Source organism: Ornithinimicrobium cerasi (genome assembly GCF_003702705.1).
In the GTDB taxonomy this organism is placed as follows: domain Bacteria; phylum Actinomycetota; class Actinomycetes; order Actinomycetales; family Dermatophilaceae; genus Ornithinicoccus; species Ornithinicoccus cerasi.
On the sequence record NZ_QZMN01000017.1, the window covers coordinates 21,015 to 41,120 of the forward strand.

The following is a 20,106-nucleotide window of genomic DNA, read 5'->3' on the forward strand; positions in this document are numbered from 1 at the left end:
GGCGCCTGAATCCACCGGGTGCGCCACGTTGCGCGCTCGTACACCCCCCAGGTGTGGTGCCCTTCTCGGAGCGGGCGCGCGCAGTGCAAAGCCCACCTCCTCGACCCAGGACGAGGTCGTTGCGCAGCGGGAGGACTTCTCCCAACAGAGCGACCCGGACCACACGGCCCTCGTCGGCGACGGACCCCTGGGCGTCGAGCCGGGCAAGGGAGTACCCCAGCGGGCGGAAGGTCTCGACCGAGCCAGTCGACCACCTTCTCGACGGTGAGCCCGCGGCAGGTCTCGGGCCAGACGCGCACGTGCAGCGAGGCGAAGCCCTCGACGTCCTCGGGGCGCGGCTCTGGGGGGAGGTATGCCGCGGCACCCAGGTGGCCGGTGCCGCACCGGACCGGTCACGAGGGTTCCGCCGGCTCCCCGGTGGAGCGCTGCCCCACCACGGACTCGAGGAGGCCGAAGAGCTCGGTGCGTGAGGACGCACCGCTGCGTCTTCGGATGCGCGCTACGTGGTGCTCGACCGTCTTTGGTGACAGGTAAAGGATGTCCCCCACCTGCTTGTACGTGCGTCCGGCAACGAGCAGCTCTGCCACTTGCCGCTCCCTCTCAGTCAGCTGCAGCGCCACGCGCTGTTCGTCATGCGGGCGTCCACCGCGCACCCCGTCACGCGCACGTGCCGCGCCGGCGTCTGCCGGGGCCGCGAGCTGAGGCCGCAGTTCTCGCGCACATTCGAGCAGTCGGGCGCTGTCACGCCGCACGGTGGCAGCAGCCGCCCCGTGGGACGCTAGCCGCGCCGCCTCCCACGGCTGGCCGATCTGCGACAGTGATCGGGCGGCCTGCTCGATCTCGTCCACGCGCACGTTGCGGGCGCGGACCTGGACCCACGCTCGGCCCGCGGAGGACACGACCGCGGCGACCTTCCACTCCTGCGCTGCCCGCACGAGAGCGGCAGCATGAGGTGCCGCGGCGGACGGCTCGTCCCGCTGCAGCGCGATCTGCACGCCGTACCAGTGGAAGGGCGTGGACCACAGCACCGGCTCGCGGAGACCGGCCAGCAGGCGGGCAGCCTGCTGCCACTGTGGCCGAACAAGGTCGAACTCGCGCAGACGAGCCGCGGCCAGCCCGAGCTCGGCGAGAGGCAGCAGCTGCCAGAGGCTGACCGGGTGCCCAAGCGTCGTCTCGCGCGCGGCCGTCCAGGCCCGGCGCAGACGCGCCGGGTCGTCGGCACGCCGGGCGATACCGACCTGGAGCGCACTCACCCACAGCTCCTCCCGGGGGGCCAGGTGTGACAGGTCGTCGAGCGCCTCGGCCGCCTCGACCAGCCGACCGCCTTGCATCAGGGCAAAGGCCTGGAGGACCCGGAGTCTCGTCCGGACCAGCGGTCCGAGGCCACCGTCCCGCAGCGCAGCATCGGCGACCGACTCGACCAGGTGCAGATCACCGGCGTGCAGGCCCCACAACGCGACCATCGCTGCCGGGCTGTCTGCGAGTGCAGGCGGGGCCCCTGTGCTCCGGGCGGCAGCGACAGCGAGCATGAACTCCGGAAGGGCCGCCTCTGGGTCGTGGTGCAAGCTGGTGCGCACACCCCGCGCCAGGAGCATCGTCGCGGACGCCGTGGGGTCGGCAACCTCGGCGGCTCGCTCCACCGAAGCATCCCCAGCGCGGAGGTCGCCTGCGGCATACCGGCTCAGCGCGACGCCGGGATGGTCCGCCGCCGCCGGCTCGCGATGCTGGACCCACCTGATCAGGCCGGCCGCCCGGTGCGGCAGGTCCACGGCCTGGATGACCTCGAGGCCGAGCGCGAGGATGCCCTCCGGGGCCAGCGGACCGCCCGCGGCGAGCAGGAGGTCGAGCTCCCGCGCGGCCCTGGTCGGGTCACCGTCGCACAGCGCCAGACGGCACAGCTCGAGGCGCACTGCATCGTCCTGACCGCCAGCACCGAGCACGGCGCGCAACAACCGGGCAGCCTCCCGAAGCTCCTCGCGACCGCCCTCCGCAAGGCCGGGCGCCCGCAACCCGTCGTTGATAGGTCCGTCCGCCAGCGTGATCGCAGTGAGTGCCTTCACCTGGTCGACGAACGCATCGACCACCCTCGGGTCGCGTACCCCCTGGCGGACCAGGTCCCTGGCCCACGCCCCCAGTTCCTGGTCCGAACGGATCAGGTCCTCGACCAGCTGCTCGCGCCAGCGCTGCACCCGGTGGGCAGGCGCGTGGTTCAGCAAACAGTCGCGCAGGAGCGGGGGCAACGTCCCGTCAGAGCCCAGGAATCCGGCCGCCTCCACCGAGCGGATCAGTCGGTCCTGGGCTGGTGCGTCGTCGGCAGCCGCACCCGGGAGAGCTGGCCGGCCGCCAGCGGGGTAGCCCACGGCGAGCGCGAGAGCGGCATCGGCCACCGAGGAGCTGCAGCCGTCGAGCAGCCCGAGCACCGACACCCCGATGCCGCCTGATGAGGGCCCGTCGGCGTCGGCCCTTTCCTCTGGCGAGCCGTCCTCGGGGCGTGATCCGACGTATTGCAGCAACCACGGCAGCCCCCCGGTCAGCGTCGTTACCTCCGCAGCATCTCGCGTGCGCAGACCTCTTGCCTCGAGAGCTTGGCTCACCTGGTGCACGCTCCAGGGACGGAGTACGAACGTGTACCCGCCGTGAGTGCGGACGACATCCTGCACCGGGTCCCACTCGGGCCCCGTCCGGGCGACGAGCAGCACCTGAGCGCCGGTGGCAGATGCAGCGCCGACCGCCCGCTCGACGAACTCCACATGGTGGTGGTGGCGTACGTCGACCGCCAGGACGTCACCCGGCGACAGCTCCGGCCACCGTGCCTCGTCCCCAGTGTCAGCGACGTGCGCGGGCAGGACATGCACCCGGTGGCCCCGTGCGCGGAGCTGTGCGACGCAACATCCGAGCGCCGTGCTGAGACCGGAGCCCCGGGCACCGCTGAGCACGGCGTGGCCGTGTCGGCGGTCGAGGTGCTCCACGAGGCGCGCCACCACCTCCAGGGGCACCACGTCGCTGGTTGCGGTGTCCCGCAACCGGGCGTATGACGTCCTCACGACGACCTCGTCACGGGACCGTTCCCGGGTCCGTCCCCCCACCGCCGTCTTGGGGGTCGGTCGGCGTAGGTTCACCAGGCTCTTGGTCCCCGCCGGTGCTGCCGGCCCCGGGGTCCGGAGGAGCCGGGTCGCCCGGGTCGGGACCGGACGGCCCCGGGTCCTGGTTGTCGGGGTTCGTCGGTGCCGGGTCGGGGGTGGTGGGGTCGGGCACCGGGTCGGGCGTGGTGGGGTCGGGCACCGGTTCGGGGGTGGTGGGGTCGGGTACCGGCTCGACGACGGGGTTAGTCGGCGCAGGGTCGCCGGGGGCCGGGGTCGAAGGCCCGGGCTGCGGCGGGGTCACCGACGGGGCGGTCGACGGCGGGGTGGAGGGCGGGCGCCCTGAGGACGTCGGCTGGGTGGAAGACGTGTCGGGCGTTGAGGGATCCCCCGCAGCCGTGGCACCGGACGCCTTCTGCGTGCCGTCGGCCGACCGAGCACGGGCGGGCGACGGATCGGCGATCTGGCCACCCGCCACCCCCGAGTCGACCGACACCCCAGCCAGGGTGTCCGGAGCCACACCGGGGTGCGCAACCGGGGCACCGGGCAGCACACGTACAGGCGCAGGCATCGGGCCTGATTCGGACTGCACGCTATCGGCTGCAGGACGTGTCCCCGCGCCGGGTGCCCAAGGCACCAGTAGGGCCTGACCGGCGCCGGCGCCCCCCAGCGTGACGGTCTCGGTCGTCGTCTGCGTGACGATGCGGGACGGCCCGGCATTGGCGTCCATGTCGGGGAGGAGTGCCATGGCAGCTCCGGAGACGCCGGTGAGCGCAACCACAAGGGCCGCGCCGACCAGAGCCGGATGAGCTCGACGGTGCGGGCCAGAACCGACCAAGTGCTCGCCCCCGCCGCCGGCCGACATCCACGCCGGCGACCCGGCGTGCTCGTGCTCGTCAATCACGACATCGGCGGGGTTCGCCGCCGGGCTGGCACCATGCCCGGTCCGGCGGCTACCGACGGCGGCCGCCGCCAGGGTGGAGACTCCGACGGCCGTGCTGCCAGCGGCCGCGACCGCGTGGTGGGGCTGGCGGTCAACGGACTCGGCCTCGCGCACCCACGCGTCCGTGACCACGTCGAGGGCGCCGAGCAGTGCGTAGCATTCCGGGTCCTCCGGCCGGTCGACGGGGCTGGACCAGCGTGCAGAGGCAAGCTGCACGAGCCGCGGGGTGCGGGAGCACCCACCGATGAGGAGGACGCGTCCGACCGAGCCCCCACCGGACTCCACCGCCCGCTGGCCCGCATCGAGAATGCGACGGAGGTCGTCGTCCAGCAACGCCTCCAGCTCGGACCGGACGAGACGGATGTCACCGCCCGCACCAACCAGGTGCACCGGCACCGTCGTCTCGGTCTCGCTCGACAGCGCGTGACGGGCGCGGCTGCACTCTGCGCGGATACGGGCCAGCTCCACCCGCGCCTCGTCGGAGCCGCTCGCGGCACGCAGGGCCGGGGGCACCTGCGTGAGCACGTGCCGGAGCACGCGATCGTCCAGGAGGTCCCCACCGAACCCGGCAGCGATGGCCGGGCGTCGGCCGGCACGACTGCCGCCCGCACCGTTCCGCCCCGGCGAACCCTCTCCGCTCACGGCGCCCGGAGGCGTCGCGACACCGAGCAGCTGGGCACGGACGGCGCGGACGCCGACGTCGATCACCAGGACCGGTGCAGCTCCCGGCGCGCCCAGCCTGCGCTGCAGTCCCTCGCCGTGCCGCACGAGATCCACAGCGACCTCATCATGCTCCGGGCGCAGGGCCTCCTGGATCGAGGCGCGCACGCGCCGTGCCCTGGCTGCTGGCCATTCGTCGGGCGTCAGCACACCCAGCCGGTCGAGGCGGCCGCCGAGCTCCTCGACGACCTCCGACAGCGGTGCGAGCAGCACGCTGCGCAGCAGCTGGGGCAAGGTCAACCTGCCCCCCGCCGTGTGGAAAGGCACCTCGTCACCGAGCCGGTCGACCCACCCCACGACCCTGTGCTCAGGAGCCTCAAGGGCAGCCACCTCAGCCTGGGCTCCACCCCGCAGGTTCTCGTGCCCGGGCCCGACCCAGACACCGCTGGACGCGACGCGCCGGACCTCTGCCCCGGTGTCAGCATCCCTTCCGCACACCTTGACGCGCGCGTTCCCGATGTCAATGACGACGATCCCCATGTGATACCCCAAGCCGATCAGCTAGACATGCCTGTCCAAGAACCGTAGCAGTGCTCATCAGCTCGCTCAGGGTGAACGACCGACTTGCCCTGCGATCCCCGCCCCCCCCCTATGGGCGGCCTGGCCAATCCCCCACTCCCCCCGGACAACGTAGGGGAGTTCTCCCCGTCGTGGGGGACCGGCCGAGTGTCTAACGTCGTCGTCAGGCGTTCCCGCCTCTCACACTACCGTCAGACGGAAGGCACTTCGATGCTCGCTACCTCGCTGCTCGACTTCATCCTCAACCTGTTGCGTGACCCGGAGGCCAGGGCCGCCTTCGAGGCGGACCCGGAGGCGGCGCTCACCGATGCCGGCCTCGAGGACATCAGCGCCGAGGACCTCGACGCCATCCTGCCGCTCCTCCTTGACTTCTCCTCGGTGAGCTTCACCGGCGGTGACTTCGCCCGTGAGTACAACACCGGTGGCAACTGGGCTTCCTACGGCGACAACAACACCTCTGTCGGCGGGGCCACCCTCGACGACGCTGACACCGCCTACGCGGAGTCTGGCGCCGGGGCGCACGGCGGGTATGCCGGCGGTGGCCACGGCGGCGGCGGCCACGGCGGCGGCCACGGCGACTGCGACGACGACAGGGGCGGCCACGGCGGCGGCGGCCACGGCGGCGGCGGTCACGGCGGCGGCCACGGCGGCGGCCACGGCGGCGGCGGCCACTACGCTCCTGCTGCACCGGCGGCAGCTGCAGAGGCCACCTCGAAGGCCAAGGTCGAGGTGCACGACGAGTCGTCCAACGTGGTCGAGCAGATCACCAAGATCGTCAACAACTACTCGTACACGACCAACATCGACGACCGCGACACCATCGTGGACCAGTCTGTGAACCAGAACATCTGGGCCGGCGGCGACGTGACGCAGATGTTCGACAACGAGTCCGTGGTGGCCTCCGGCGACGGCGCCCACGCCGCCGGCGACGACCTTGAGGTCGACAACTCGGTCGACAACTCGGTGGACAACTCCGACAACTCGGACAACTCGACCACGATCGTGGACTCCTACAACGAGGACAACGACACCGACGTCGAGATCGACGTCGAGATCGAGGACGCGTTCAACGACAACTCGGACAACTCCTGGACGGACAACTCCGTCAACGACTCGTTCAACGACAACTCCACCAACGACAACTCCACCAACACGGACGTGGACGTCGAGATCGAGGACTCGTTCAACACCGACAACTCCACCAACCTGGACGTCGAGGTCGAGGACTCGTTCAACGACAACTCGGACAACTCCGTCAACACGGACGTGGACGTCGAGATCGAGGACTCCTTCAACACGGACAACTCGGTCGAGGTCGAGGACTCTTTCAACACCGACAACTCGATCGACGTCGAGGTCGAGGACTCCTTCAACACCGACAACTCGATCGACGTCGAGGTCGAGGACTCCTTCAACACCGACAACTCGGTCGAGGACTCGTTCAACACGGACGTGGAGGTGGACGTCGAGGTCGAGGACTCCTTCAACACCGACGCGTCGGTGGACAACTCCATCGACCTCGAGGTCGAGGAGTCGTTCAACGACAACGAGCTCACCGTAGAGCTCCCGCTCCTCGGCTGATCCGCCCGGCGGAGCCCGTTCCGCAAACACGGCACGGAACGGCCCCGGCGTCCTCAGGACGTCGGGGCCGTTCCGTGTCGGGCCCGTGTGGAACACTCGGGGACAACAGTCGTCGCGGGGAAGGTGCTTCATGGACGACCCGGTCGAGGTCATCGAGCGGTGTGCGGAGCTGTGCCGCCGACGCGAGCGGACCGACCTCGTGATGCGCCTGGAGGCGGCCACGGGGCGCTGGCAGTCCTCCGACGTCCGGGTGCTGGTGGTCGGTGAGTTCAAGCAGGGCAAGAGCCAGCTCGTCAACGCGCTGGTCGGTGCTCCGGTGTGCCCGGTGCACGACGACATCGCCACGAGCGTCCCACTTACGGTCAGCTACGCCGAGCAGCCGACGGCTGCCGTGCTGTGGGCCGCACCGGGCGCGATCACCGAGGAGGAGCCTCGCCGCGAGGTGGTGGACGTCGCGATGCTGGCGGCCCGCATCTCGCTCCCTGGGCAGGACCGGGTCATCGAGGACAAGGACGGGTCCCGCCTGGTCGCCGCCGAGGCCGGCCTGCCGCGCCAGCTGCTCCGCGACGGGTTGACCCTCGTCGACACCCCCGGGCTGGGCGGGCCCGGCTCAGCGCACAGCGCGGCCACCCGGGCGGTGCTGCCCTCGGCGCACGCCGTGCTCGTCGTCACCGACGCATCCCAGGAGCTGACCGGGCCCGAGGTGGAGGTCATCAGGCAGGCGCTGGCCGCCTGCCCGCATGTCGCGCTGGTGCTGACCAAGACCGACCTGCACGGGCAGTGGCGTCGCGTCCAGCAGCTCAACGCCGCCCGGCTGCGCGACGCCGGGCTGAAGCTCTCGCAGCTGGCGGTCTCCTCCCAGCTGCGACTACTGGCCGCCCGCAGCAAGGACGCGGACCTCAACGCCGAGTCGGGTTTTCCCGAGCTGGTCGGCTTTCTGCGGCGCTCCGTCGTGACCCGCCGCGAGGAGCTCGCGCGCCGCTCGGTGCGCCACGACCTCAACGCGGTTCTTGCCGCGCTGTCCTCGAGCCTCGACTCCGAGCACCGGGTCCTGTCCTCCCCCGAGCACCTGCCTGCCGTCGTCGCTGAGCTAGCGCTGGCACGGACCCGTGCAGAGGAGCTGAAGAAGCGCAGCGCCAAGTGGCAGCAGACGCTCAACGACGGGGTGGCCGATCTCAACGCCGACCTGGACCACGACCTGCGCGAGCGCATCCGAGTCGTGCAGGCGGAGGCCGAGCGGATCATCGACGAGGGCGACCCCGGGCACGCCTGGTCGGAGTTCGTCGCCTGGCTGGAGGAGTCCACCGCGTCCGCCCTGGCCGACACCTTCACCTGGGCCGAGCAGAACGCCGAGTGGCTCCTGACACGGGTGGCCGAGCACTTCGAGGAGGCGAGCGCCGAGACGCTCCCCCAGCTCCGGCTAGCCGACACGACCAGCCTGGGTGATCGGATACGCCCCATGGGGGACCTCGACCTCAACGAGACCACCCTTGGCGGCAAGGTCATCATCGGCATGAAGGGGTCCTACGGCGGCGTGCTCATGTTCGGCATCCTCACGTCGCTGGCCGGGCTGGCGCTCATCAACCCCATCTCGATCGGCGCCGGGATCCTGCTCGGCGCACGGGCATTCCGCGAAGACAAGGAGAACCGCCTCGCCCGCAGGCAGGCCGAGGCCCGCACCCTCGTGCGCAAGCAGCTGGACGAGGTGGTGTTCCAGAGCTCCAAGGTGCTGCGGGACAGGCTCCGGCACACGCAACGCCAGGTCCGCGACCACTACGCCGCGACCGCCGAGGACCTGTTACGGAGCATCGGTGAGTCGGTCGCCAGCGCGCAGGGTGCGGCCAAGGCGGACGAGAAGCAGCGCATCACGCGCCTGGCCGCCATCGCCACCGACCGCACCACCGTGATCCGGCTCCGCCGCGAGGTGGACACACTCGGTGCTCCCACCGCCGCAGCACAGGCTGCTTCGTGACCACCACCTCCGCACCGCCCCTCCCCCCGCAGGACGGAACGGTGTCCGTGAGGGTCGACGAGACCACCGCCGGCACCCGCGGGACGACCGCCGAGGACCTGCTGCGGGAGGCCGCCCACCTGTATGCGGATGACCCAGCAGCTAGCGAGGCGGTGGAGCGGTTGCGCCGTCGGCTGCAGGAGCCCCTGCGCGTCGCGCTGGCCGGCCGCATCAAGGCCGGCAAGTCCACGCTTCTTAACGCCATCGTTGGTGAGGAGCTGGCGCCCACGGACACCGGTGAGTGCACCAGGATCGTGACCTGGTACCGCCACGGGGAGGTGCCCGACGTGACGGTCCGCCTCCGGGACGGCACTGCCGCGCGCCAGCCGGTGCGCCGGGTTCGTGGCAGGCTCCAGCTCGACACCGGCGGCCACGACCTGCGGGAGGTCGCCCGGATCGAGGTGACCTGGCCCAGCCCGGCGCTGACCCGCATGACCGTCATCGACACCCCGGGTCTCGCGTCGTTGTCCACCGAGGTAAGTGAACGCACCACCGAGGCGCTGACGCCGGAGCTGGGAGCGCCCGAGGTCGACGCGGTCGTGTACCTCATGCGTCACCTGCACACCAGCGACGCCGAGCTCCTCGAGGCGTTCCGGGAGGCGACCGTCGGCGACGCCAGTGCGGTGGGCACGCTCGCCGTGCTCTCCCGCGCCGACGAGATCGGCGGTGGTCGCATCGACGCGATGGTCTCCGCCTCCGACGTCGCCCGGCGCTACGCGCACGACCCGAGGGTGCGGGCGATGGCCCTGGACGTGCTGCCGGTCGCCGGCCTGCTGGCAGAGGGCGCGCACGCCCTCCGGCAGGTCGACTTCGACGCGCTGCGCGAGATCGCGATGCTGCCGCCGGCCAGGCGGGAGAGCCTGCTGGCCTCCGCAGACCGGTTCGGCACCCAGTCCGTGGACGAGCTGGAGGTGGCCTCTCCCGCGCTGCGCGCCGAGCTGCTCGCGCGCCTCGGCTTCTACGGGGTGCGGCTGGCCTCGGCCCTGCTCCGGGGTCCGGGGCTCGACGCGACAGCGCTGGCCAAGGAGCTCAGCCGCCGCAGCGGCCTCGGGCCGTTGACGTCCGCCCTGACGACCCAGCTGGGTCAGCGGGCCGGAGCGCTCAAGACGCGGTCGGCCCTCGCCGGGCTCGAGCAGGTCCTTGCCGAGCACCCCCGGGACGAGGCAGCAGACCTGGCCGAGCGCGCCGACGCTCTGCGCGCAGGTGACCATGCGATCACCGAGCTCGAGTGGGCCGCCCGGCTCCGTCGTGGTGCGGCGGGCGCGCTGGAGGACGTGCTGCGGACGGAGGCGGAGCGCCTCCTCGGGATGCACGGCTCGGCTCCCTCCGAGCGACTCGGCCTGGCCCCCTCGGCGTCTCGCGAGAAGCAGCTCGACGCGGCTATGGCAGCCTCGGAACGGTGGCGGTGGGTCGCGGCCGACCCGCTCAGCGACCGCGAGTCGGTGGGGTTGGCTCTGTCTGCAGTCCGGTCGCTGGATGCGTTGCTCCTCCAGCTCGGTGGGTCCTGACCCAGCGCAACGTCCCGGGGAATAGGCCCAGCAGGGTCGCGGCGGTGCCGGTGGCCCCGGCAATACCGAGCAGGACACGTGCCGCCAGTGCCAACCCGTCACCGCTGGTGAGCGCCATCGCGGTCACCCCCAGCACCACGAGCAGGACGAGGAGCAGCAGCAGGCCAAGCATCCTCGGGGCGAGGGACGGCCGGCGCATCCTGGCACCGACGACCAGGGCCAGCACCGCCAGGAGCCCCCACGTGAGCACCCCGCCGAAGAGCACGATGTTCGTCGCCAGGTTGACGTCGTCCGGGGGCAGGCCGTCGGCCCGTTCGACGACGAGCGCATGCAGCCGGGCCTTGCGAGCGGGGAGGTCGAAGAACGACAGCCCCACAGCCAGACCGAGCGCCACGGCCGTCAGCCGCCAGGTCCTGGCGGACGCTCTCAGGGCCCACGGCGGGTCCGGTGGCCTCAGCCGTGGTGGCGTGCGGCCGGGCTCGACCGGCGGCCGGGCCGGACGGGCCACGGTCACCGGTCCGGCGGCATCCTCGTACTCGCTGCGGGGAGTCGCCGGGTCGTCGCCCCCAGCCTCGCCGACCGACCTCGCCAGGTCCTCGACGTCGCCGTCATACTCAGCTCGCTCGGGCGGGGCAGCGCTTGCCCGGGCATCGTGCTCGGGTCCGCGGGGTGCGGGTGTCGTCATGTGTCCCCCTCTGGTCGGACCACGGCAGCGTAGCGCCGATCCGGCACGCCTCTGGCAGGATGACGGGTGGGCCTCACCATCCGCACCCCCCCGCACCGCGACCTGGTCAACAGGTGCCCCGCGAGGGCTGCGACGACGGGCCGGATCGTTCGTCGTCGCGATGACGGTCGGTTGTCGCAAATTGAGAAGGCACCCAATCCCGTACCCGAGCGCTCTGCGTCCTGGGCACTTCGGCCCCGCCAACTCAAGGCGCACGATCGTTACGTCGCTGTCACGTCCGATGTCCGGACGTGGTGAAGGCGTCCCTGGGCGCCACAACGGCGCCCAGCGGTCGTTGGCCGCGCGGAATCTGGTGTGTCCTAGCCAGTCGCACGGCCGCCGCACTGCCAAGATGCGCACCACTGGCCGCGCGCACCAGCGCACGGCCAAGGTCGTCACCGCGACAATTGGGACTGCTGCACACGGCGGGCCAAGGCACGCGACTCTACGTCATGCCGGGGCAGCACGCGCACGCCGACGGCATCATCTCCCACACGTTCTGGTGAAAGGGCTTGAGTACGACAACGTGATTATTGCCCACGCAAGTAACCACGCTGAGGTCAACGACCTTTATGTCGCGCTCACCGGCGCACGCACGTCCATCATCATTTTCCCACGCCAGCTCGCTGACCCTGTCGCATCGCCCAGGGGCCGAAAGCCCGCAACTATCCCAAAACTGAAGACCAAAAGCTCTCGCGGACTTTCGCGCGTCAGTCCGCCGCGTCCTGGCTACGGTCTGGGTGCACCCGCGCCGACTCGTCAGCCCAGCGGGCGACCGTGGAGAGAATCGCCGGGTACTCCAGGGCCTCCCACTCGGACCACCGCGGGTCCACCGCATGAGCCACGACGTTCCTGATGCCGGCGAGGGCTCCGATAGCCAGGTGGCGCAGCCCATCCTGTCTGGATCGCCAGGTGTCTGCCCCCCGGTTGCCTGGAAGCCACAACCGCGACCTGCTCAGGTGAGGTTTCGACGAAAGACATCCGCTGCGAGTTCACGGTCCGCGAGCTTCGAACCGGACTTCTGTTGAATGTGGGCGATGAGCGACTTCGCTCCGTACTCGACGGCCGCGGCAGGCTGTCTGGCCTCCCAGAACTAGCTCGCTGCGCGCCAAAGTCCATGGGTGCAGCCTGTCAGCATCAGCACCGGTGCCTCGGGCCGGTCCGTCTCGAGTCGAACCTCCCATTCCTCTCGGTCACGAAGGATGCCCAGTCCCTGACGCACGAGTCGCGCAGTCGGACATGAGGAGTACTCCGGCGGAAGGAGCGGCTCTTTCGGCGGGGCCCCAAGGGCCTCGAGGATCCGGGTCACAGTGGGCAGCAGCTCAATGGCCTCTTCGTTAAAACGCGCTGGCCCGTTCATTCCAGTACTCGCCTGCTGGGACGGCATCGTTGCACGCACTGGCGAGCTCTAGATACTTCACCAGCCTGTCGCGAGAGACCACTCGATGTCCACGTCGGAAAGGTATCCCAAGCAGCTCGAGGATGCGGCATAGCTCGGGCGCGCGGCGCCGATGAGGCGCCTCAGCCAGTACCTGCACGAGTTGCCATTACGTCTCAACCCTGACGTGGTCGGCGATCTTCGAGGTCGTGCGACGATCAACAACCTGGCGAGACGTGTCACCGCTGGGACAGACTGACCCACGCGGCGGATCAGTCCTGCGTCGCCAGGGCGAGATAGCCCACTGCGGATGCGTTCGAAGCAGGCTGATATCTCACCATCCTGCTCGGGTCGTCAATCCCGCGTAGAATGCAGCGACTCATTGATCCAGACGTGTAGGAGCCATAGTGGCGCAGAAGGTGCAGACCATCCTTGTCTCGGACCTGTCCGGGAAAGAACTCGGCGAGGACGGTCAGACCGTCACGTTCGGCTTCCTCGGCAGTGTCTTCGAGATCGACCTCTCCCAGAAGGAGGCCGACGACTTCGCAAACACCATCCAAAAGTACGTCGACGCCGGCCGTCGCGTCGGCGGACGTCGCCAGTCCGGACCCGGCAGCACCACCCGTCGTGACCCCTCCCAGACCAGGAATATCAAGTCGTGGCTGGACGCGCAGGGTATCGAGTACCCCAAGCGCGGCAGGCTCCCCCAGAACCTGATCGAGCAGTGGGACGCCGCCCACAAGTCCTGAGCACCCAACAGCAACGCCGGGTAGCCACCGCTGCTGGGGATTGCCGGTCTCCAGCAGCAGCCAGAGGTTCACCCTTAATGGCGTGCTCGGGTGCAGCGGGAGCCCAGACCGTCTGGCTGCCCTCCCCCGCGTTCCGGCGAAAGGCGTTCGCCGTACGTGGAACGCTGTTTGCAGATCGCAGCCAGGACCAGCAACCCGGAACGAGCGTTGGCGAACATCTTGGAGCGCGACCAGCTGTTCACCGAACAGCTGAGGATCGAGGCCGACTCGATGGGACTGCCGGCCGTCGAGGTGGATGACGACCTGACTGCCGCGGAGCACATGACTCGGGTGCGTCATCCCTGGGGTGATCACATGCGACCAACCGTCGCACCCGCCACTGGCGGCAGGCGGCCCGCCCAGAGCGCGGCAAATCAGGATCGGTCGCCGTTCGCTCGGGCTGGAGGTAGGGCCGAGGAAGTCCAACAGATCACCACGCTCTCACACCGGGCGATTGTCAGCCGGTGCGTCGTTGGCGAACCGGTCAGGGTGGCGTCAGGCGGGCAGGTCGTCGCGCGCCAGCGCCTCAGCTGAGTCATGTGTTGCCTCGGACTCGAGCTGCAGGAGGGCCTCGCGGTCGTCCTCGGTGAGACCGCCCCAGACCCCGTAGGGCTCACGCACCCGAAGTGCGTGCTCGCGGCACTCTGCGAGGACGGGGCACGCCTGGCAAACGGCGATGGCGCGCTGGTCCCTCCACCGGCGGGATGGACCTCGTTCGCCCTCTGGATGGAAGAACACCTCCGGGTTCATCGTGCGGCACAGACCCTGCTGCTGCCACTCCCACAGTCTGGCGATCGGTACTGGTACAGCACTCACCGCAGCTCCTTAGTTGGTCCTGTGAACACGCCCGCCCGCGGGTCTCTCCCCGAGCGGTGATGGGCCCCGGGTCGATGACGACACGCTCGTGGGTGTCCTGCCGTACCGCACGTCGATCCACTCCCGGCGAGCCCCTGCTGGCCAGAAGTGTGCCCACAGCGGCCAGTGACCCTCACGCCGTTCGTGGCGACAGTCTGGTCTGCCATAGCCAGGCTCAACCTAAGAGGCCTCCTCGGCCACCACCGGGCGGCTTGCTCAGCAGGTTCGTGGGTTTGACGCCGAGCTTGGCTAGCAGGCCCGAGTCCTGCTGGGTGTCGACCTGGTCGGACAGGTCCGACTGCGCCCGGGCCGCCTTGTCCTGCTCCCCTTCGTATTCCAGGAGGTCGATGATTTGTGCCCTGTCGGTCTTCGATGGTGTTCCTCAGCGGTTGTGGTGGTTGGTGCGGAGGCAGCGCAGTCCGGCTTAGGTCACCTTGCGGTGGAGGCGGTGACCGGTCTCCATAAGGAGTGTGCGACCGGTTGGTGCCGAGCTGGTGCGTGTGCCCTTCGAATGGCCTGGGCAGAACCGTCGGCCCGCCCCCGGGGCGGGGAGCGGGCCGACGGTCCGGACGGGCGCAGATCCTGCGCCGGCCAAGCTCAGCGACGTCCGGGCGTGCGGTCGTCGACGACGTCGACCTCCTCGTGGGACACGTCGGTGGTGACGGCGCGCTCCTGGGTGACGGTCCTCTTGTCGACTCCGACCTGCTCGGTAGCGACGACGCGCTTGCTGACCACCGGCCGCTCCTCGTGCACGGCGACCTCGATCTCGTCATCGCCCATCTGTGAGCGGTCGGACGTGCCGGAGCCGGTCACGGGCTCACGGACGATCTCGTACTCCTCTCGCTCAACGGGTACGGTGACGTCCCTCTGCTCGGTGACGACGTGCTTGCGGAGTCGCACACCCCCGGTCTGGGCACGCTCGGTGCCGACGTTGACGCGCTCCTCGTGCAGGGTCATCCGTGCCTCTGCGTCACCGCGGTCGCGGTCGAAACCTGCATGGTCACGACCGTCAGCCCCGTGGTCCGCCCCCACGTAGGCAGGGCCGGAACCCTGCAGGCCGTAGTAGCGGTACAGCTCCTCCTGCTCGGACTCGCTGAGATGGTGGTCGGCGCGCATATTGGGGGCGCCCTTGATGTGGCTGCCGTCGAAAGGGACGCGCACGCGGTCGGTCTCCACGTCCGCACCCTCCAGCGGCACGAAGGTCTCGTTGCCGCCGAAGAAGCCGGTGTTGACGGTGATCCAGGCGGGGACGCCGCTCTGGTCGTCAAGGTAGACCTGGGCGACCTTGCCCACGGTGTCGCCGTCCTGGTCGAGGACCTGGGCCGTGGAGAGCTGGTCGATGTGCTCGCGGGTGATCTTCATGGTGCTCCTCTGGATGGGGTTGATGAGACGGGTAGCGGTGCGAAGCAGGAGTGGCCTTCGACCAGGTGGCCGGTGTGGTGCTGCGGCGTCACGTCCGACCGCTGATGTGCTGACGCGCCATCGGACGGCGGCTACCGGGCGTGGCGGGCAAGCAGCTCCTCCACCGTGTCCAGGTCCGCCTGGTCGATGTCCCAGGTGCCGGCGGTGGCGTGGTAGTCCTTCGCGGCCGCGGTGACGTTGAACTCGCCGGCGTCACGAGGCGGGGACGAGGTGTGCAGCACCTGAATCAGGTGGTTCTCGGCATCGGCCAGGGCGTGCGGGTCGTAATCCATGATGAGGAGTCCTTTCGATGCAGTTGTCCGGAGGTGAAAACTCGGACGGTTTGGTCGCAGCGTCAGCCGCGCGCGGGCCTACGGTGCTCGACCACGACGTCACCGTCACGGTTCATGACGCTCCTGGCGCCGGCTGCGCCGGCGAAGGAAGCGATGAGCGCGCCGATAAGCGCACCGGCGAAGGCCCACCAAGCACCCGCGGCGATGTCGTCGGTGGCCTGCTCGACCTCCTGCTGCGCCTGGTCGAGGTCTTCCTGCGAGACGGCGTCCTCGGCGTCGCCGGTTGCCTCCTCGACGTCCTGGCCGGACACCGTGCCGCTCTGCGCCACGGTCTGTGCGGCCGTGCCGGCGATGCTGCCCACGGCGCCGAGCAGGCTGGAGCCCAGCCACCCGGCGAGCACGAGGATCGCCAGCATCGAGGTCGCCCAGGCGAGGAAGCCGTGCAGCAGGCCGGCGCGGGTGGCCAGGGCCCCGGCGACGTAACCGGCCGCGGCCAGCGCGAGGGCCAGCGAGATGACGCCCCACATGCCGGCGGCGAAGCCGGAAGCTCCCTGCAGCCCCATGGCAGCCGTCGCGATGTTCAGCAGGAGGGTCAGGGCAAGGAAGGTCACGACGCCGGCGAAGATCGCGCCCCAGGAGACGTTCGAGACAGACCGGCCCCGCTCGGTGCCGATGAAGGCCTCCTGCGTGCTGTGGTCCTCGTGCGCCGAGCGTGACTCGACGGCGGTGGCCCCTTCGTCCTCCAGGCCCGCGCCCAGGCGCGGACGGTCGTCGGAAGTGGTCGTGCGGTCCATAGGGATGTCCTTCTGGTGAGGTGCGTCAGGTACGAGCTGGAAAATGTTTGCCCAAGGCTTGTTGCGTCTTTGTTAAACCCTAGCCGAACCTAGTGGGCGTGCATTTCCGGATGCCACACCCTTTCGGGTGTGACCGAATCGAGTACGCACAGTGATGCGGACTGCGACCACGACGGCTGTTCGATGTCGCGCCGGTGAGCCCGTCCCGGACGTCAGGTTTTCGTCCGAGGGGCCCTTCCTGCGCCGCGCTCCCGCTAGGACGGGGACCCCATCCGTGACAGTGAACCGAACCGCGGTCGCACGCATGGGTGTTGCCCTCGGCCTCGACAGATCGCCGATGTCGACAGCGGCCGGCGTTGGAATACCGTGCGAGCGCCAAGGTCCCCCCGCATCAGCCGCTCACTGCCGGCTCCACCCAGACCACGGTTGACCGATCCCACCTTGTCGAGACCGTGACCAGTGACCAGTACACGACCGTCGCAGCGCCGGGGCCATCACCCACGGGGATCCAGGTGCGCGCCACGCACCAAGCGAGGCAGCAGCCGCACCCACGTGCTCACCGGCCCGGGCAGGCAACGAGTCTCAGAGCGTGGCGAGCAGGTAGGACAGGACGAAGCCCGCTGCGGTGGCGAGCGCCACCGTGGGCCCGCCCTCCTCGTACGCCTCGGGCATGAGGGTGTCCGCCAGGGAGGCGAGCACCGCACCGGCCGCGAACGCTAGCGGCAGCGAGAGGGTCTCAGGCTCGGCGCTGGCCAGAGGGCCCGCGCCGACAACCACCGCCACAGTCAGGAGTACCGCGCACGACGTCCAGGTCAACAGGACGAACCCCTGAGAGCGGCCCTGCGCCCGCATCGAGGCGCTGCCCACCAGGGCCTCGGGAAAGTTGGACACGAAGATCGCGCCGAGAAGCGCGACACCTCCGGTCCCCCCTCCAAGGGACACCCCGAGCGCGACGTTCTCCGGCACCCCGTCCAGCGTCACGGCGGCCAGCAGCGCCAGACCGGCCGCACCCTTCACCGACGACGCTGCAGCCGGCTCTCCCTCGGTCGCGGCCTCCTTGTCCAGCTTCTCGCTCCCATCCCCTGCTCCGTCACCCCCGCCGGGAGCCGCGGCCCGGTCCAGCCAGGCGCTGATGAACGTGAAGACGACCGCACCGACCATGAGACCCAGCCCCGCACGCCACAGCCCGCCCTGCTCGTGAGCATCCTCGAAAAGCTCGAAGGCCAGAGCGGTGATCAGCGCCCCCGCGGCGAACGCCAGCATCGCAGCCAGTACCTTCTTGGGGATCTGGAAGCGTCCTCCGACCAGCGCCCCCAACACCAGGGCACTCGAACCCAGCAGTCCGAACAGCACGGCCTGCGTCACTTCGCCACCTCCGATCCTCACCCGGCCGGCGCACCCTGCAACGTCACGCGGTGCACCCCCGCCATCCTCCACGCCATCGCGCCGTGCCCGCACCTTCAACGCGACCCGCGCCCGGACTACCTCGATCACCGGGGCCGAAGGCCGCTCAGTTTGGCGGCCTTGCTGACACCGCACGCGGCGAACCCGATGCTTCAGTTCCTGTGGCGAGACCGGGACGGGTGGGCATCGATCCCACGCTGTAAGTACGGAGGATCGCCAGACCTCATCCTTCCGGAAGTTCGGGACGTGCAGCCCGCCGACATCGAGCCGTCTGGGCTCAGGGCACGGGGAAGTCCTGCGGAGGGCCCTCACCGATGACCCCGTCGACGTGCTCGCGGAGCAGGTCGGCGTGACCCGTGTGGCGGGCGTACTCCTCGATCAGGTCCGCCAGCAACCGGCGCAAGCTCATTTCGCTGACGGTTGTCTGCTCCAGTCCACCGCTGGACAGCGCCTCGGTCAGGGCGTCACGGGAGCGGTGCACGCTGTCAGCCCAGAGCGTGCGCAGCGCATCGGGCGTGTCGCCGGCCGCCGTGCTCCAGGGCCAGTCTTCCCAGTCCTTCTCGGGGTTCAGCTGGTCGAACGGCGCCATGGACTGGCGACCGGCGAGCCGGTCCTGGAAGTAGAGCTCCTCGACCCAGGCCAAGTGTTTGAGCAGGCCCCCCAGCGTCACCGGCGACGCACCGAGCCGTAGCGCAGGCCTTCGGCACCCACGTCAGCGCACTTCCACCCGAACGTGCGCCGGTTCCGTTCCAGCGTGATCACGGCCGTGTCGATCTCATCGCCGTGCATGAAGCGGTCGATGTCCCACTCCGGTGGCTGGCCGGGCGTGAAGCCGAACGTTCTCGCCATGTAGCCACCATAGGACTCCCCACTCAGAGAGGTTCGGATACCGGTAATGGTTCGGGTCGTCCGGATGTGATCCCTACTCGGCGGCCGGTCAGTGGCGCGACAGGGCTGCGCCCCACCTCCGGGCGGCGGGATCGTGCATACCTTCGTGGACCAGCGTCAATGCAGTGCTGAGTGCTGCAGAGTCGTCTGCGGTGTCGATCAGGGTCCGAGCACCGTCGCGCTGAACGTCCCAGGGCACCCATCCGTCGTGCTGGACGTCCTGCCACGTAGGGACACGCTGGCCCGGGATGTCGGGCGTTCGGTTCTCCACCCTCCGTCGGTGTTCACCCTCATCCGTCAACGACGTCTCGATGACGATGAGTCTCGCCCCGGCCACGTCTGCGGTGGACCTCCAACCGGCGCGGGCTTCGGGTACCGGGTTCACTGCGTCGACAATCACATTGGTTCCGAGCATGAGATTAGAAGCAGCGAGCTCGTGGATGACGACGTACCCATCCGCCCCGACGTCGTTGCGAAGGCGGCCCAGGGCGGTCTCGACCGCGTCGACGCGTAAGTAGCACGCGCGCGTAGTGGAGGCAAGACCCTTGGCCAGAGTGGTCTTCCCCGTTCCAGGACGGCCAGCGATCACGAGCAACCACGGACGACCCGCGGGCTCCACCGCTCCAGTCTCAACCTCTCCCGACACGGTCCCATCCAAGCAGCCGTCGGTGAAGCTCGGGTCGAGCCAGCAAGGGTTACCGGCGACGGGCCGGACCGTTCATCGTCGCGATGATGGGACGATCGGTCTGCCTGGTGGCGTTCCGAACCTGGGTACCCGCACCCGCACTACCGTGAACCTGTGGACCCCGCCCAGCACGCCCGGATGATCGCCCTGCTGCCGTGCGCCGACATTGACGAGATGGCGGCGTTCTGGACCACGCTCGGGCTGGAGGTAACCTACCGACAGCTACGGCCCAACCCCTACGTCGCGCTGCACCGGGGCGGGATCGACCTGCACTACTACGGGATGCCGGGCGTGGAACCGGATGCCAGCTACTCCACCTGCGTGATCCTCGTGCCCGATACGGGCGAGCTGTACCGCCTCTTCACCGACGGCCTCCGGGCCCGACAAGGCCAGGTCCCACTGTCCGGCTACCCGCGCATCACCCGCCCTCGGAAGCGGGCCAACAACGCCGGGCTCAGCGGGTTGAATCGCCCCGGGTCTGATGGAGGCTCTGAATCCTGGAAAGGATGATGAGCACCATGCCAGCACCGAGGA

17 protein-coding genes are annotated in these 20,106 nt (G+C 69.8%); 5 read left to right on the forward strand and 12 right to left on the reverse strand.

Features of this window, described 5'->3' with window-relative positions:
* Positions 1–392: 392 nt before the first annotated feature.
* Together D4B81_RS16345 and D4B81_RS16350 are read right to left on the reverse strand one after the other, a co-directional pair.
* Positions 393–3,044, reverse strand: coding sequence for a helix-turn-helix transcriptional regulator (locus tag D4B81_RS16345; protein ID WP_161965232.1), 2,652 nt, complete (start codon positions 3,042–3,044; stop codon positions 393–395).
* Between the two features lie 10 nt (positions 3,045–3,054).
* Positions 3,055–5,040 carry an Hsp70 family protein gene (locus D4B81_RS16350; RefSeq protein ID WP_161965233.1) on the reverse strand — a complete coding sequence of 662 codons (1,986 nt, stop codon included), beginning with the start codon at positions 5,038–5,040 and terminating at the stop codon, positions 3,055–3,057.
* Positions 5,041–5,472: 432 nt separating this feature from the next.
* Here D4B81_RS16350 and D4B81_RS18285 point away from each other — a divergent pair, with 432 nt between their 5' ends.
* The 3 genes from D4B81_RS18285 (at position 5,473) to D4B81_RS16360 (ending at position 10,362) form a co-directional block, all read left to right on the forward strand.
* On the forward strand, positions 5,473–6,843 hold the full coding sequence (locus tag D4B81_RS18285) for an IniB N-terminal domain-containing protein (protein ID WP_161965234.1): 1,371 nt from the start codon (positions 5,473–5,475) through the stop codon (positions 6,841–6,843).
* A gap of 130 nt (positions 6,844–6,973) precedes the next feature.
* Positions 6,974–8,815, forward strand: a complete 1,842-nt coding sequence (locus tag D4B81_RS16355; RefSeq protein WP_122263751.1) for a dynamin family protein — start codon at positions 6,974–6,976, stop codon at positions 8,813–8,815.
* Positions 8,812–10,362, forward strand: a complete 1,551-nt coding sequence (locus tag D4B81_RS16360; protein WP_122263752.1) for a dynamin family protein — start codon at positions 8,812–8,814, stop codon at positions 10,360–10,362. Before D4B81_RS16355 ends, D4B81_RS16360 begins: the two co-directional genes overlap by 4 nt.
* Here D4B81_RS16360 and D4B81_RS18290 read toward each other — a convergent pair.
* Together D4B81_RS18290 and D4B81_RS19355 are read right to left on the reverse strand one after the other, a co-directional pair.
* Entirely contained in the window at positions 10,280–11,047 is a 768-nt protein-coding gene (locus tag D4B81_RS18290; protein WP_161965235.1) for a hypothetical protein, read from the reverse strand. The genes D4B81_RS16360 and D4B81_RS18290 overlap by 83 nt on opposite strands.
* A gap of 749 nt (positions 11,048–11,796) precedes the next feature.
* On the reverse strand, positions 11,797–12,030 hold the full coding sequence (locus D4B81_RS19355) for a TIGR02391 family protein (RefSeq protein ID WP_161965236.1): 234 nt from the start codon (positions 12,028–12,030) through the stop codon (positions 11,797–11,799).
* Between the two features lie 841 nt (positions 12,031–12,871).
* Here D4B81_RS19355 and D4B81_RS16370 point away from each other — a divergent pair.
* Complete coding sequence (locus D4B81_RS16370) at positions 12,872–13,213, forward strand: histone-like nucleoid-structuring protein Lsr2 (RefSeq protein WP_161965237.1); 342 nt, start codon at positions 12,872–12,874, stop codon at positions 13,211–13,213.
* A 534-nt stretch (positions 13,214–13,747) separates the two neighbouring features.
* On the opposite strand, the gene D4B81_RS16380 is transcribed toward D4B81_RS16370, so the two are convergent.
* From D4B81_RS16380 to D4B81_RS19360, 8 genes are all read right to left on the reverse strand, one after another.
* Positions 13,748–14,068: a WhiB family transcriptional regulator gene (locus D4B81_RS16380; protein WP_237566065.1), complete on the reverse strand. Its 321-nt coding sequence runs from the start codon at positions 14,066–14,068 to the stop codon at positions 13,748–13,750.
* A 636-nt stretch (positions 14,069–14,704) separates the two neighbouring features.
* Positions 14,705–15,469, reverse strand: a complete 765-nt coding sequence (locus tag D4B81_RS16385) for a DUF2382 domain-containing protein (protein ID WP_122263756.1) — start codon at positions 15,467–15,469, stop codon at positions 14,705–14,707.
* A gap of 131 nt (positions 15,470–15,600) precedes the next feature.
* The gene (locus D4B81_RS16390) at positions 15,601–15,801 is read right to left on the reverse strand and encodes a hypothetical protein (protein WP_122263757.1); all 201 of its coding nucleotides are present in this window, start codon (positions 15,799–15,801) and stop codon (positions 15,601–15,603) included.
* A gap of 62 nt (positions 15,802–15,863) precedes the next feature.
* Positions 15,864–16,595, reverse strand: coding sequence for a hypothetical protein (locus tag D4B81_RS16395; protein WP_122263758.1), 732 nt, complete (start codon positions 16,593–16,595; stop codon positions 15,864–15,866).
* Positions 16,596–17,177: 582 nt separating this feature from the next.
* A complete protein-coding gene (locus tag D4B81_RS16400; protein ID WP_202613734.1) occupies positions 17,178–17,960 on the reverse strand; it encodes a ZIP family metal transporter in 783 nt (260 codons plus the stop codon).
* A gap of 316 nt (positions 17,961–18,276) precedes the next feature.
* Positions 18,277–18,642: a mycothiol transferase gene (locus tag D4B81_RS19010; RefSeq protein WP_237566066.1), complete on the reverse strand. Its 366-nt coding sequence runs from the start codon at positions 18,640–18,642 to the stop codon at positions 18,277–18,279.
* Between the two features lie 23 nt (positions 18,643–18,665).
* On the reverse strand, positions 18,666–18,848 hold the full coding sequence (locus tag D4B81_RS19015; RefSeq protein ID WP_237566067.1) for a hypothetical protein: 183 nt from the start codon (positions 18,846–18,848) through the stop codon (positions 18,666–18,668).
* Between the two features lie 88 nt (positions 18,849–18,936).
* Positions 18,937–19,533: a P-loop nucleotide/nucleoside kinase family protein gene (locus D4B81_RS19360; protein WP_202613735.1), complete on the reverse strand. Its 597-nt coding sequence runs from the start codon at positions 19,531–19,533 to the stop codon at positions 18,937–18,939.
* A gap of 153 nt (positions 19,534–19,686) precedes the next feature.
* Between D4B81_RS19360 and D4B81_RS16415 the strand changes: the two genes are divergently transcribed.
* Positions 19,687–20,082 (forward strand): VOC family protein, encoded by a 396-nt coding sequence (locus D4B81_RS16415; protein WP_202613736.1) that lies wholly within the window; start codon positions 19,687–19,689, stop codon positions 20,080–20,082.
* Positions 20,083–20,106 lie beyond the last annotated feature (24 nt).

Coding starts and splice junctions, on each gene's coding strand:
- D4B81_RS19015 (WP_237566067.1), bottom strand. CDS start 18,848: ATGGCGAGAACGTTCGGCTTCACGCCCGGCCAGCCACCGGAGTGGGAC.
- D4B81_RS16355 (WP_122263751.1), top strand. CDS start 6,974: ATGGACGACCCGGTCGAGGTCATCGAGCGGTGTGCGGAGCTGTGCCGC.
- D4B81_RS16385 (WP_122263756.1), bottom strand. CDS start 15,469: ATGAAGATCACCCGCGAGCACATCGACCAGCTCTCCACGGCCCAGGTC.
- D4B81_RS16395 (WP_122263758.1), bottom strand. CDS start 16,595: ATGGACCGCACGACCACTTCCGACGACCGTCCGCGCCTGGGCGCGGGC.
- D4B81_RS18290 (WP_161965235.1), bottom strand. CDS start 11,047: ATGACGACACCCGCACCCCGCGGACCCGAGCACGATGCCCGGGCAAGC.
- D4B81_RS18285 (WP_161965234.1), top strand. CDS start 5,473: ATGCTCGCTACCTCGCTGCTCGACTTCATCCTCAACCTGTTGCGTGAC.
- D4B81_RS16390 (WP_122263757.1), bottom strand. CDS start 15,801: ATGGATTACGACCCGCACGCCCTGGCCGATGCCGAGAACCACCTGATT.